The organism is Paraburkholderia sp. BR13439, from assembly GCF_040948805.1.
GTDB lineage: Bacteria > Pseudomonadota > Gammaproteobacteria > Burkholderiales > Burkholderiaceae > Paraburkholderia > Paraburkholderia youngii.
On the sequence record NZ_JBFPKN010000008.1, the window covers coordinates 75031 to 89045 of the forward strand.

12 protein-coding genes are annotated in these 14015 nt (G+C 65.8%); 11 read left to right on the top strand and 1 reads right to left on the bottom strand.

The window, feature by feature from the left end; translation table 11 throughout:
- Positions 1-115: 115 nt before the first annotated feature.
- Positions 116-1111 carry an LLM class flavin-dependent oxidoreductase gene (locus AB3X96_RS17620; protein ID WP_176108966.1) on the bottom strand — a complete coding sequence of 332 codons (996 nt, stop codon included), beginning with the start codon at positions 1109-1111 and terminating at the stop codon, positions 116-118.
- 337 nt (positions 1112-1448) lie between these two features.
- Here AB3X96_RS17620 and AB3X96_RS17625 point away from each other — a divergent pair, with 337 nt between their 5' ends.
- The 11 genes from AB3X96_RS17625 (at position 1449) to astD (ending at position 14014) form a co-directional block, all read left to right on the top strand.
- Entirely contained in the window at positions 1449-3050 is a 1602-nt protein-coding gene (locus AB3X96_RS17625; RefSeq protein WP_368590680.1) for a rhodanese-related sulfurtransferase, read from the top strand.
- Positions 3051-3627: 577 nt separating this feature from the next.
- On the top strand, positions 3628-4179 hold the full coding sequence (gene bamE, locus AB3X96_RS17630) for an outer membrane protein assembly factor BamE (protein WP_176108964.1): 552 nt from the start codon (positions 3628-3630) through the stop codon (positions 4177-4179).
- A gap of 59 nt (positions 4180-4238) precedes the next feature.
- Positions 4239-5192, top strand: a complete 954-nt coding sequence (locus tag AB3X96_RS17635; RefSeq protein WP_176108963.1) for a patatin-like phospholipase family protein — start codon at positions 4239-4241, stop codon at positions 5190-5192.
- 291 nt (positions 5193-5483) lie between these two features.
- The gene (locus AB3X96_RS17640; protein WP_176110610.1) at positions 5484-6173 is read left to right on the top strand and encodes an ABC transporter permease; all 690 of its coding nucleotides are present in this window, start codon (positions 5484-5486) and stop codon (positions 6171-6173) included.
- Positions 6174-6178: 5 nt separating this feature from the next.
- Positions 6179-6892, top strand: a complete 714-nt coding sequence (locus AB3X96_RS17645; RefSeq protein WP_013089088.1) for an ABC transporter permease — start codon at positions 6179-6181, stop codon at positions 6890-6892.
- Positions 6893-6980: 88 nt separating this feature from the next.
- Positions 6981-7772, top strand: a complete 792-nt coding sequence (locus tag AB3X96_RS17650; RefSeq protein ID WP_176120081.1) for an ABC transporter ATP-binding protein — start codon at positions 6981-6983, stop codon at positions 7770-7772.
- Positions 7773-7800: 28 nt separating this feature from the next.
- On the top strand, positions 7801-8844 hold the full coding sequence (locus AB3X96_RS17655) for a GlxA family transcriptional regulator (protein ID WP_176108960.1): 1044 nt from the start codon (positions 7801-7803) through the stop codon (positions 8842-8844).
- Positions 8845-9158: 314 nt separating this feature from the next.
- Entirely contained in the window at positions 9159-10394 is a 1236-nt protein-coding gene (locus AB3X96_RS17660; RefSeq protein ID WP_368590681.1) for an aspartate aminotransferase family protein, read from the top strand.
- Positions 10395-10461: 67 nt separating this feature from the next.
- Positions 10462-11514, top strand: coding sequence for an arginine/ornithine succinyltransferase subunit alpha (gene aruF, locus AB3X96_RS17665; RefSeq protein ID WP_368590682.1), 1053 nt, complete (start codon positions 10462-10464; stop codon positions 11512-11514).
- The gene (gene astA, locus AB3X96_RS17670; RefSeq protein ID WP_152852184.1) at positions 11511-12548 is read left to right on the top strand and encodes an arginine N-succinyltransferase; all 1038 of its coding nucleotides are present in this window, start codon (positions 11511-11513) and stop codon (positions 12546-12548) included. Before aruF ends, astA begins: the two co-directional genes overlap by 4 nt.
- 2 nt (positions 12549-12550) lie before the next feature.
- Positions 12551-14014 carry a succinylglutamate-semialdehyde dehydrogenase gene (astD, locus tag AB3X96_RS17675; protein WP_368590683.1) on the top strand — a complete coding sequence of 488 codons (1464 nt, stop codon included), beginning with the start codon at positions 12551-12553 and terminating at the stop codon, positions 14012-14014.
- The last annotated feature ends 1 nt before the right edge of the window (position 14015 follow it).

A 14015-nucleotide genomic window follows, 5' to 3' on the forward strand; every position in this document is an offset into this window, starting at 1 on the left:
CCGGGGCCGGCTTCTCATGCGACTGGTCCAACGCAGTGCAAAAAACAAGGGCGGCTCGCCATGAGCCGCCCTTTTTTCGTGCGTGGCCGTGTCGGCCGATCGGTTCGCGAAGCGCTTATTCGACCGCCATCAATTCATCGCGCACCTCGGCGCCGATCTCGAACGAGCGCAGCCGCGCTTCGTGATCGTAAATCTGCGCGGTCAGCATCAACTCGTTCGCGCCGGTCTGCTCGATGATCGATTGCAGACCTTCGCGGATCGCGTCGCGATCGCCGAGCACCGTGCACGCGAGCGCTCGCGCGACGTTGTTCAGCTCCATCTCCGATGCGTCGAGCCGCTCGACCGGTGGCTGCAATTGCCCCGGCGTGCCGCGCCGCAGATTGATGAACTGCTGCTGCAGCGACGTAAAGAGGCGCGCGGCTTCGTCGTTCGTGTCGGCGGCGAACAGATTGACGCCGACCATCGCATACGGTTTCGCCAGCGTCGCGGACGGCCGGAACTGCGAGCGATACACCTGTAGCGCGCTCATCATGTAATCGGGCGCGAAGTGCGACGCGAACGCGAACGGCAGCCCGAGCGCCGCGGCCAGTTGCGCGCTGTACAGCGACGAGCCGAGCAGCCACAGCGGCACATTCAGGCCCGCGCCCGGCACCGCGCGAATGCGCTGGCCCGCGACTGGTTCGGCGAAGTAGCGTTGCAATTCGACGACATCGTCGGGGAAGGTTTCGGCGCTCGCCTGCAGGTCGCGGCGCAGCGCGCGGGCGGTGGTCTGATCGGTGCCGGGCGCGCGGCCGAGGCCGAGATCGATCCGGCCCGGATACAGCGACGCGAGCGTGCCGAACTGTTCGGCGATCACGAGCGGCGCATGGTTCGGCAGCATGATGCCGCCGGAGCCGACACGAATCGTCTTCGTGCCGCCGGCCACGTAGCCGATCACGACCGAGGTCGCCGCGCTCGCGATGCCGGTCATGTTGTGATGCTCGGCGAGCCAGTAACGCTTGTAATTCAGTTTTTCCGCGTGCTGCGCGAGTGACAGTGTGTTCCTGAACGCATCAGCGGGCGTGGCACCCGCGGTGACCGGCGAAAGATCGAGAACCGAGAAGGGGATCATTGTCTATTCATAGCGATGGGCGGCGCTTTCGCGCGATGGGGCATTGTGGCAAAGCGGCGGCTTTTCTGCTGGCGGCGCGGCGATGTCCCTGACGGCGGAAGGGTCGCCAGCGCTGGTGAGGCGCGACGAGCCGCGACGAGAGGCGATGCGTGGCGCGGAAATTGCGCTTGCGTAGCGTGTTCGCGCGGCGGTGCTTCGCATTCGCAGTGCGGTCGAATAAGCAATCCAACGAGTGACCGTGCGCCGATCGGAATTCGAGTGTACGGTTTAAGTATTCGGTACGGTGACGCGACGCGTCGCCCGAAATCTGGAATGTAGCGAAGGAGTTCCCGATCCCATGAATTTCGTCAAAGAGTTTCGTACCCGGTCGTTCCAGGACGTGTGCCACGCATTGCTCGATCGCGAGGAGATCGCGCTCGTCGACGTGCGTGAGGAAGATCCGCACGCGCGCAGTCATCCGTTGTTCGCCGCCAATCTGCCACTGTCGCGGCTCGAACTCGATGCGCCGCTGCGGCTGCCGCGCCTCGCCGTGCCGATCGTCGTGTTCGATGCCGGCGAAGGGCTCGCGAGGCGCGCGGCCGAGCGCCTCGACGAGCTCGGCTATAGCAACGTCGCATTGCTCGAAGGCGGTCTGCAGGGCTGGCGCGAAGCGGGCGGCGAGTTGTTCAAGGATGTCAACGTGCCGAGCAAGGCGTTCGGCGAACTGGTCGAAAGCGTGCGTCATACGCCTTCGCTGTCCGCGCAGCAGGTGCAGGCTCTGCTCGATCGCGAGGCCGATGTCGTGGTGCTCGACGCGCGCCGCTTCGACGAGTTTCAGACCATGAACATCCCCGGCAGCATCAGCGTGCCGGGTGCGGAGCTGGTGTTGCGCGCGCGGCAGCTCGCGCCGGATCCGGCCACGCGCATCATCGTCAATTGCGCGGGACGCACGCGAAGCATCATCGGCGCGCAGTCGCTGATCAACGCGGGCGTGCCCAATCCGGTGGCCGCGCTGCGCAACGGCACGATGGGCTGGACGCTCGCCGGCCAGCCGCTCGCGCATGGCAGCACGCGGCGCGTCGAAGGTGCGGTCGACGACGTATCCCGTCTCGCGGCGGCCGACGGCGCGCGCGCGCTTGCCGACCGGGCGCGCGTGCGCCGCACCTCGCGCGACGAAGCGCGCCGCTGGGCCGACGAGGCGGTGCGCACCGTGTATCGCTTCGACGTGCGCACGCCCGAGGAATACGAGGCGGGCCACGTGCCCGGCTTTCGCAGCGCGCCTGGCGGCCAGCTCGTGCAGGAAACCGACCTGTTCGTGACGGTGCGCGGCGCGCGTGTGATCCTCGCGGACAGCGACGGTGTGCGCGCGAACATGACCGCATCGTGGCTCGCGCAGATGAACGTCGAGGTGTTCGTGGTCGATGGCCTGACGGCGGGCGATTTCGCCGAGAAGGGCATGGCGCCGCTCGCGCGCAACGCGGTCACGCCACCCGACGTCGACGACATCGAGCCGGCCGAGCTTGCGGCGCTGCTGCAGTCGCCGGGAACCGTCGTGCTCGACTTCACGAGCAGCACGAATTATCTGAAGCGGCACATTCCGGGCGCATGGTTCGTGATCCGCAGCCAGCTCGCCGACGCGCTGCGCACGCTGCCCGATGCGAAGCGCTATGTGGTGACGTGCGGCAGCGACGTGCTCGCGCGCTTCGTCGCACCGGAACTCGCCGCGGCGACCGAGCGGCCGGTGCAGGTGCTGCGCGGCGGCACGCGCGCATGGATCGACGCGGGCTTGCCGGTAGAGTCGGGTGGCACGCGGATGGCGTCGCCGCGGATCGATCGTTATCAGCGGCCATATGAGGGCACGGAGAACGCGCGCGAAGCGATGAGCGCGTATCTGGAATGGGAGCATGGGCTCGTCGCGCAACTGGCGCGCGACGGCACGCACGGCTTCCGGGTGATTTGAAGGGGCCGGCCTTCCGGAGGCCGGCTATCGGGGGGCCGGCCATCCGGAGGCCGGCCATCCGGAGGCCGGCCAGCCTGCGCCCCTTTCGCACCGCGCGAATCTTCTGCCAATTCGGTGTAAACGCGCTCTCGTCGAAAGCCTCCGATGCGTTTAGATTATCGGCATCTGGAAGGCTTATCGAGGGACCAGGGCGGCCATAAAAGGCAGCGGTTTGTCATTCGGCGATGGCGCAAGGTGAGTAGCCAAGGTTGCTCATCGCTTCGTCTGGAGCAGGCCGCTGCGCGTCGTCCGCGGTGCTTCGCGCAAGGCGGCTGATGAGCCGCCGTCACTTCCGGTTGATCGTATCGACCGACATGGCGACGCTGCACACAGCGTCGCCTTTTTGCTTCTGGCTTGCCCATTTCGACCGATCCCAGCCGATCTTTTAGCGCTGCGCGCAACACGTTGCGTGCGTAGCCGCACTCGTCGCGACTGTGTTGCTCGCGGTTTTCTCCGCGCGCGGTTATCCTTGTAGTACACACTACAGACCGGTCATGCGCAGCAACTTTAGATGCCGCGCATCCGGACAGGAATCGAAGTGAGCCTCAAACCGCTGGGCGTCACGCTGCTAATAGCGTGCGTTGCGCTGACTGGCTGCGACCAACAGCAGAGCGATCAAGCCGTGCAAAAACTCAAGGACTTTTTCAACGCGGTCAAACCGGACGCGTTGTTGCTCAAGAATATGACGCCGGGCGTCACGACCGAAGCGCAAGTCCTCGCGCAGATGGGCAAGCCCGAAACCACCCGCACCTTCACCGACGGCTCGAAGCGCTTCGAGTATCCGCGCGGTCCGCAAGGCCTGAACACCTACATGGTCGACATCGATCGCGACGGCAAGCTGCAGGCGATCACGCAGGTGCTGACGGCGGACAACTTCGCGAAAATCCGCTCCGGCATGACCGAGGACGAGGTGCGTCGATTGCTTGGTAAGCCTGGACAGGTCGCGGTGTTTCCGCTGAAGCCGGAAACCGTGTGGAGCTGGAAATGGCGCGAAGGCGGCGTGACCGAGGAAGGCATCTTCAACGTTCACTTCGACCGAAACCAAAGGGTGTACACCACGTCACGCTCGGACGTGATTCGCGGGCGATAGGCGGGGGAAATGTCGAATAGAAGACGGCCGGACAAGCGGGCCGAAAGAGCGGGGTACGCATGATACGTCGACGTCGATACAGCCGGATCGGGCTGGTGTTGGGGGGCGGCGCCGCGCGCGGCTGGGCGCATATCGGCGCGATTCGCGCGCTGCAAGACGCGGGCATCAAGCCCGACGTCGTGTGCGGCACGTCGATCGGCGCGCTGGTCGGCGCGGTCTATGCGAACGGCGATCTCGACTGGCTCGAGGAGTGGGTGTCGCGTCTCACGTGGCAGACCGTGGTGCGGCTGCTCGATCTGCGTATCTCGGGCGGTCTGCTCGGCGGGCGCAAGGTGATCCAGCTATTCGCCGACAAATTCGCCGGCCGCTCGATCGCGCAACTGAACATGCCGTTCGCGGCAGTCGCGACCGAGCTCGACACGGGCCGCGAAATCTGGCTGCAGGACGGCAGCACGGTCGACTCGGTGCGCGCGTCGATTGCGATTCCGGGCATCTTCACGCCGGTGTGGCACAACGGCGTGTGGCTCGTCGACGGTGGGCTGTGCAACCCGGTGCCGGTGTCGGTCGCGCGCGGCATGCGCGCGGACTGCGTGATCGCGATCGATCTGAACAACGACATCCTGAACGGCCGCGACTTCGGCGGCCCGGTCATCGAAACGCCCGCGCTCGATCCCACCGCGCCGCCGCCCGTCGCGCTGCGCCGCAACGGCAAGCCCTGGCCGCGCTGGTTGGCGCCAGCCGAAGCGAGCGCCAGCGACGACGTGCGCGTGCCGCCGAAGCCGAGCGCGCACGTGCCGTCGATGTTGAGCTCGATCGCGCAAAGCATCGACATCATGCAGGTGCGCATCACGCGCAGCCGGCTCGCGGGCGAACCGGCCGATATCCTGATCCAGCCGCGTCTGGGCGGCATGGGCATCTTCGATTTTCATCGCGCGGCGCCGGCCATCGAGGAGGGGCGCGCGGCGGTCGAACACATGCTGCCGGCGATTCGCGCTCGGCTCGCGCTCGAATGAGCGCGGCTTGTTCGTCGCCGCGGCCTATCGAAAAAGCGACCCGAACTTTGCGAAATCGCGGCGCGGCCAGGCGCGCGCCGCACACCTGACAAAACGATAACCCTCGTGATACCAAGCGCTACGAGCGTTCCGCGCGCGCCGGCAGCGCCATGCTGCGTCGCAGCAAGCCACCCGCCCGGTATTTGAGAAATTGATTTCCGCTTGCGAGACTCCGCGCCATGCCGGAGCAGCGAGCCGCCCCCGAAGCTGCCGCCATCCGCGCCAATTCAACGAACCTGGATGGAGACACGCGTGTTCCTATACGGCTTTGGTCCCGTGCTGCTCGCCGGCACGCTGCAGACGATCGAGCTGTCCGTCCTGTCGCTGGCGGCCGCTGTGTTGCTCGGCCTCGCGGGCGCGGCGGCGAAACTCTCGTTCAACCGGCCCCTGCGGGCCATCGCGACCGGCTATACGACGCTGATCCGCTCGGTGCCCGACCTCGTGCTGATGCTGCTGCTGTTCTACAGCATCCAGATGGCGGTCAACGATCTGACCGACGCGCTCGATCTGCCGCAGTTCGACATCGATCCATTCGTGGCCGGCGTGCTGACGCTCGGCTTCATCTACGGCGCGTACTTCACCGAAACCTTCCGCGGCGCCTTTCTCGCGGTGCCGCGCGGCCAGCTCGAAGCGGGCAGCGCGTACGGCATGAGCGGCGTGCGAGTGTTCACACGCATCCTGTTTCCACAGATGATGCGCTTCGCGCTGCCCGGCATCGGCAACAACTGGCAGGTGCTCGTGAAGGCCACCGCGCTCGTGTCGATCATCGGTCTCGCCGACGTCGTCAAAGCCGCGCAGGACGCCGGCAAGAGCACCTTCAACATGTTCTTCTTCATCCTCGTCGCCGCACTGATCTATCTGGCGATCACCACCGTCTCGAACGTCGCGCTGATCTGGCTGAACCGCCGCTATTCGATCGGCGTGCGACACGCGGAGCTCTGAACGTCATGATCGATATCCTCAATCAATTCTGGAAGGCGTATCTGTTCTGGGACGGGCAGCGCCTGTCTGGTCTCGCGGTCACGCTGTGGCTGCTGGTCGCGTCGATAGCGATCGGCTTCGTGTGCGCGGTGCCGCTCGCGGTCGCGCGCGTGTCGAAGAAGCGCTGGCTGTCGACGCCGGTACGTCTGTACACCTACGTATTTCGCGGCACGCCGCTCTACGTGCAGCTGCTGTTGATCTACACCGGCGTGTACAGCCTCGCGTTCGTGCGCTCGCACAGTCTGCTCGACGCGTTCTTTCGCAGCGGCTTTCACTGCGCGATCCTGGCGTTCGCGTTGAACACCTGCGCGTACACGACCGAGATTTTCGCGGGCGCGATCCGCTCGACCTCGCATGGCGAAGTCGAGGCGGCGCGCGCCTATGGCATGAGCTGGTTCACGATGTACCGGCGCATTGTGATACCGTCCGCGCTGCGTCGCGCGCTGCCGTTGTACAGTAACGAAGTGATCCTGATGCTGCACGCGACCACGGTCGCGTTCACGGCCACGGTGCCCGACATCCTGAAGGTCGCGCGCGATGTGAACTCGGCGACCTACCAGTCGTTCAACGCGTTCGGGCTCGCGGCATTAATTTACCTCGTGGTGTCGTTTGCGCTGGTTGCGTTGTTCCGGCGCGCCGAGCGCCGCTGGCTCGCGCATCTCGCGGTGCGCACGCATTGAGCGCGCGTCGACATTGCAGCGGGCGCCGCGCGCTAGCGCACGGCGGCGTGCGCACCAGACCGATCCGTATCTTCTCAGGGAGAGCATCTTGCTCCATACCACTCAAACCGAAGCTTGCAAGCTCGCCGTACAGGACATCCACAAGCGCTATGGCGACAACGAGGTGCTCAAGGGCGTGTCGCTGAACGCAAACAAGGGCGACGTGATCAGCATCATCGGCGCGAGCGGCTCGGGCAAGAGCACCTTTCTGCGTTGCATCAATTTTCTCGAGCGGCCGAACGCCGGGCAGATCATCGTCGATGGCGAGGCGGTGAAGACGAAGACCGATCGCGCCGGCAATCTCGAAGTCGCCGACCACAAGCAGTTGCAGCGCATCCGCACGAAGCTCGCGATGGTGTTCCAGCACTTCAATCTGTGGTCGCACATGAACGTGCTCGAGAACATCATCGAGGCACCGATTCATGTGCTCGGTCTGAAGCGCAAGGAAGCCGAAGATCGCGCGCGCGAATATCTGGAGAAGGTCGGTCTCGCGCCGCGTCTAGAGAAGCAGTATCCATCGCATCTGTCGGGCGGCCAGCAGCAGCGGGTGGCGATTGCGCGGGCTCTCGCGATGCATCCCGACGTGATGCTGTTCGACGAACCGACTTCCGCGCTCGACCCCGAACTCGTCGGCGAAGTGCTGAAGGTGATGCAGAAGCTCGCCGAGGAAGGCCGCACGATGATCGTCGTCACACACGAAATGGGCTTCGCGCGCAATGTGTCGAACCATGTGATGTTCCTGCACCAGGGCCGCACCGAGGAGGAGGGCAATCCGGCCGAGGTGCTGAGCGCGCCGCGCAGCGAGCGCCTCAAGCAGTTCCTGTCCGGCAGCCTGAAGTAACGCGCGGCCCGCTTTTCACGGACACCCGATGGCCCGCACGTCCAGCCCGGCTCGCACGACCCAGGTCGCGATCGTCGCATTGCCGCCCGTGTCGATGTCGGGCGTCGGGCCGATCGTCGACGCGCTCAATCTCGCCAATGAAATCGACGGCCGCGCGCTGTATCGCGTGCAGGTCTGTTCGTGGGACGGCCGCGCGGTGCCGCTGTCGGGCGGCGCGCAATGGCCCGCCGATGCCGCGTTCGGCGACGCGATCGCGTGCGACTGGCTGATCATCGTCAGCGAGCGGTTCCAGCAGTTCGCCGACTACCGTCTGTTTCTCGCGAGCCTCGCGCGCGTCGGCCAGCGCACGCCGCTCGTCACCGGCATTCATCACGGCGTGTGGTGGCTCGCGATGGCGGGGCAGCTGTCCGGCTATCGCGTCAGCGTGAACTGGGAAACCTATCAGCAGTTCTCCGAACAGTTCGAACGCTCGATCGTCACGCAGCAGATCTTCGAAATCGACCGCGATCGCGCGACCTGCGCGGGCGGTCAGGCCACCGTCGACTTCATGCTCGCGATGATCGGCCGCGAGCACGGGCCCGAATTGGCGGAGCGGATCGCCGATACGCTCGGCGTCGGGACGTTGCGCGCCGGCGAAGAGCGTCAGCGCATTCCGTTCGTGACCGCGCCGGGCGAGCGTCATCCGCGCCTGAACGACGCGCTGCTGCTGATGGAAGCCAATATCGAGGACCCGCTGACCACCGATGAAATCGCCGGCCTCGTCGGCGTCTCGCGGCGGCAGCTCGAACGCCTGTTTCGCCAGTATCTCGGCTCGATGCCGTCCAAATACTATCTCGGGCTGCGGCTGTCGAAGGCGCGCATGCAATTGCAGCGCACCAGCAAATCGGTCGTGCAGATCAGCCTCGCGTGCGGGTTTTCGTCGGCGGCGCATTTTTCGAATGCTTATCGGGAGCGCTTCGGCGTCACGCCGCGCGAGGATCGCCGCAACTGGATCGAGCGGCAGACCGGCGCACACGGCGGCGCGAGCGAACCGCGGCCGGCCGCGCTGATCGAGCGGCCCGAACTCGATTGATGCACAGCGGCGCGAGCAATCAGGCATGGCTCGTGCGAGAGCTGGAAGCCGTCTGAAAGCGAAGCCGGGCACGTCCGGCGCGGGCTGCGCGGGCTGCGCGGCTGCACCGCCCAAGCCGGACACGAGCGCGACACAAACCCGACACGAACCGCTCACAGAGTACGAACGAAACGCCTGCTCGAAAAGTGCCCGCAGTACCCGCCGTGGCGCGACGACGCGCGGAACCTCATAGAAAGCGTCGCGTATGCGCAAGACGCGCCGCGCACGGTTTCCTACACTAGCTGTATTACCTGTCACCCGTAAAAGGATTAGCCATGAACGACCTGACTGTGACACGCCAGACCTTCGACGAAGTCATGGTGCCGGTGTTTGCTCCCGCCGCCTTCGTACCGGATCGCGGTCTCGGCTCGCGCGTGTGGGACACGCAAGGCCGCGACTATATCGACTTCGCCGGCGGCATCGCCGTCACCGCGCTCGGTCATGCGCATCCGGAGCTGCTGAAGGTGCTGCACGAGCAGGGCAGCAAGCTGTGGCACATCGGCAATGGCTACACGAACGAACCGGTGCTGCGTCTCGCGAAGCGCCTCGAAAGCCTCACCTTCGCCGACCGCGCGTTCTTCGCGAACTCGGGCGCCGAGGCGAACGAGGCCGCGCTGAAGCTCGCGCGCCGCGTCGCGTTCGACCGTTACGGCGAGCAGAAAGCCGAAATCATTTCGTTCACGCAGTCGTTCCACGGCCGCACGCTGTTCACCGTCAGCGTGGGCGGCCAGCCGAAGTATTCGGAAGGCTTCGGCCCGGTGCCGGCCGGCATCACGCATCTGCCGTACAACGACATCGAAGCGGCGAAAAAGGCGATCGGCGCGCAGACCTGCGCGGTGATCGTCGAGCCGATCCAGGGCGAGGGCGGCGTGATCCCGGCGGATCCGGCGTTCCTCAAAGCACTTCGCGAAGCGTGCGATCAGCACAACGCGGTGCTGATTTTCGACGAAGTGCAAACCGGCGTGGGCCGCAGCGGCTACTTCTACGCGTACCAGGACACCGGCGTGACGCCCGACATCCTGACCACCGCAAAGGCGCTCGGCAACGGCTTCCCGATCGGCGCGATGCTGACCACCAAAGAGCTCGCCGCGCACTTCAAGGTCGGCGTGCACGGCACGACCTACGGCGGCAATCCGCTCGGCTCGGCGATCGCGGAAAAAGTTGTCGAACTCGTCAGCGACCCGAAGCTGCTCGAAGGCGTGCGCTCGCGCAGCGAAGTGCTGAAAGGCCATCTCGCGAAGTTGAACCAGCGGTTAGGGCTTTTCAGCGAAGTGCGCGGCAAGGGTCTGCTGATCGGCGCCGAACTGAACGACGCGTATCGGGGACGCGCGAAGGACTTCGTCACCGCGGCCGGCCAGCACGGCGTGATCATGCTGATGGCAGGCCCGGACGTGCTGCGCTTCGTGCCGTCGCTGATCATGCCGCTCGACGACATGGCCGAAGGTTTCGCGCGTCTCGAGAAGGCGTTCGGCGAACTCGTCGGCGCGAATGCGCAGGCGGCGTCGCATTGATGTTCAGACAGCTCCGCACGCCCACGCCGATGCGGCGATTCACGCGTCACATTCAACAGGAACGATGATGTACTTCGTACGTCCCGCCCGCCTTGCCGATCTCGATGCGCTCGAGCAAATGGCGCGCACCGCGCAACCGGTGCTGCATTCCCTGCCGCACGACCGGCGCGCGCTCGAAACGCGCGTCGCGTTGTCGGAAGACTCGTTTCGCGCGGAGGTCGACTTTCCGGGCGAGGAGTTCTATCTGTTCGTGCTCGAAGATTCGGACACCGGCAAGCTGATGGGCACCGCGAGCATCGTCGCGGCGGCCGGTTACGCGGATCCGTTCTACGTGTTTCGCAACGACGCGCTGATTCATGCGTCGCGTGAGCTGCATGTGAATCGCAAGATTCACGCGCTGACGATGTCGCACGAGCTGACCGGCAAGAGCCGGCTCGCGGGCTACTACATCGACCCGTCGCTGCGCGGCGACGCGGCCGCGCAGCTGATGTCGCGCGCGCGGATGATGTACATCGCCGCGAATCGCAAGCGCTTCACGCCCGAGGTGTTCTCGCTGCTGCTCGGCGTCACCGACGAAAACGGCATGTCGCCGTTCTGGGAAGCGGTGGGCCGCAAGTTCTTCGGCCGCGATTTCGCCGACATCGAAGTCGAATCGGGCGGCCGCAGCCGCACGTTCATCGCCGAAGTGATGCCGACCTATCCCGTGTATGTGCCACTGTTGCCCGAAGCGGCGCAGCGCGTGCTGGGCGAGCCGGATGCGAACGCGCTGCTCGCGTACGAGATTCATCTCGAGGAAGGCTTCGAGACCGATCGCTACGTCGACATCTTCGACGCGGGTCCGGTGCTGACCGCGCAGATGGATCGCAGTGTCAGCGTGAAGCACAACGAAACGCGCGTCGTGCGCGAGGCACCGGCGCCGCACGGTGCCACGTACCTGATCGCGCACAACGGCGCCGCCGGCGAGTTCCGTTGCGTGCTCGGCGAACTCGCGCCGGGCAAGGAGTCGGGCGCCGTGTTGTCGCAGGCGGCGCTCGCCGCGCTCGGGGTACGGGAAGGCGATACGGTGCGCTGCGTGCCGCTGCATCAGCCGCAGGACGAACAATCGGGAGACGCGCAATGATCGTCGTTCGCGTAGTACAACGAGGCGATGTGGATGCGCTGATGCGGCTCGCGCAGGAAACCGGGCCGGGCCTGACCACATTCAAGCCGGATCGCGATGCGCTCGCGGCGCGGGTCGAACGCGCGCGCCGCACGATGGAAGATCAGGCGGAACCGCACGAGGCCGGCTATTTCTTCGTGATGGAAGACACGGCCACCGGCGACGTGGCGGGTGTCTGCGGGATCGAAGCGGAGGTGGGGCTGCAGCAGCCGTTCTACAACTATCGCGTGAGCACGGTCGTGCACGCGAGCCAGGATCTCGGCATCTGGACCCGCATGCACGCGCTGAATATCTCGCACGACCTCACCGGTTATGCGGAAGTGTGCTCGCTGTTCCTGAGCCCGCGTTATCGCACGAGCGGCGTCGGCGGCTTGCTGTCGCGCTCGCGCTTCATGTTTCTCGCGCAGTTTCGCGAGCGCTTTCCGCAGCGTCTGTGCGCGGAACTGCGCGGCCATTTCGACGAGCAGGGCACGTCGCCGTTCTGGCGCGCGGTCGGCTCGCACTTTTACCAGATCGATTTCAACGCTGCCGACTATCTGAGCTCGCACGGCCGCAAGGCGTTTCTCGCCGAGCTGATGCCGCGCTATCCGGTGTACGTCGAGCTGTTGCCGGAAGAAGCGCAGCGCTGCGTCGGTCTCACGCATAGCGACACGATCCCCGCGCGCCGGATGCTCGAAGCCGAAGGGCTGCGCTACGAGAACCACGTCGATATTTTCGATGCGGGTCCGGTGCTCGAATGCCATATCGCCGACTTGCGCACCGTGCGCGAGAGCGTGCTGGTAGCGGCTGAGATCGGCGACGCGGCAGAGCCGGCCGCGCAGGACGGACTGAAGTCGATGGTATCGAATACGTCGCTCGGCGATTTTCGTGTCGGCGTCGTGGCGGGCGTGGCGCGCAACGGTGTGTTCCGCCTCAGCGCGGCCGAAGCCGACGCGCTTCGGGTAAAGGCAGGCGATCCGCTGCGGGTGCTGCCGGTGAAACACAAACAAGGATGATCATGAGCGAGCTTTTCATCGCCGGCGAATGGGTCGCCGGCACAGGACCCGTATTCGCATCGCACAATCCCGGCACGGGCGCGGTGGTGTGGCAAGGCAATAGCGCATCGGCGGACGACGTCGATCGCGCGGTACGCAGCGCGCGCCGCGCGTTCGCCGCATGGTCGGCGCTGACGCTCGACGCGCGTTGCGCGGTGGTGCGCCGCTTCGCCGCGCTCGTGACCGAGCGCAAGGAAGCGCTCGCCGAAGCGATCGGCCGGGAGACCGGCAAGCCGCTGTGGGAAGCGCGCACCGAAGCGGCGTCGATGGCCGCGAAGGTCGAGATCTCGATCCAGTCGTACAACGAGCGCACCGGCGAAAAGCGCTCGGCGATGGCGGACGGCACCGCCGTGCTGCGGCATCGTCCGCATGGCGTGGTGGCGGTGTTCGGGCCGTACAACTTCCCGGGCCATCTGCCGAACGGGCATATCGTGCCCGCGCTGATCGCCGGTAACGCGGTCGTGTTCAAGCCGTCCGAACTGGCGCCCGGCGTCGCGGCGCTCACGGTGCAAATCTGGCGCGATGCGGGACTGCCCGCCGGCGTGCTGAATCTGGTGCAGGGTGAGAAGGACACCGGCGTCGCGCTCGCGAATCACCGGCAGATCGATGGGCTGTTCTTTACCGGTAGTTCGGATACGGGAACATTGCTGCACAAACAGTTCGGCGGCCGTCCAGAGATCGTGCTCGCACTCGAGATGGGCGGCAACAACCCGCTCGTGATCGGCCCGGTCGCTGACCTCGACGCCGCCGTGCACCACACGATTCAATCGGCGTTTCTGTCGGCGGGGCAGCGCTGCACGTGCGCGCGTCGCATCTTCGTGCCCGACGATGCGTTCGGCGAGCGTTTCCTCGCGCGCCTGACGGAAGTCACCGCGCGCATCGGCGTCGGCGAATACAACGCCGAGCCGCAGCCGTTCATGGGCGCGGTGGTGTCGGCGCGCGCGGCCTCGCGTTTGATCGCCGCGCAGGAGCGTCTGCTCGCGAGCGGCGCGAAGGCGCTGTTGAAGATGGAGCAGCGCGATCCGCAACTCGGCTTCGTGACGCCCGCGATTCTCGATGTGACCGACGTGAAGGACCTGCCCGACGAGGAGCACTTCGGCCCGCTCGCGCAGATCATCCGCTACCGCAACTTCGACGACGCGCTCGAACAGGCGAACGATACGGAGTTCGGTCTGTCCGCGGGCCTGCTCGCCGACGACGAAGCGCTGTGGACGCATTTCCAGCGCACGATACGCGCGGGCATCGTCAACTGGAACCGGCCCACCAATGGCGCTTCTTCGGGTGCGCCGTTCGGTGGCCCGGGCCGCTCGGGCAATCATCGGCCGAGCGCGTACTATGCGGCCGATTACTGCGCGTACCCGATGGCCTCTGTCGAAAGCGCGCAACTGAACATGCCCGCGAGCGTCTCGCCGGGTCTTCAATTCTAAG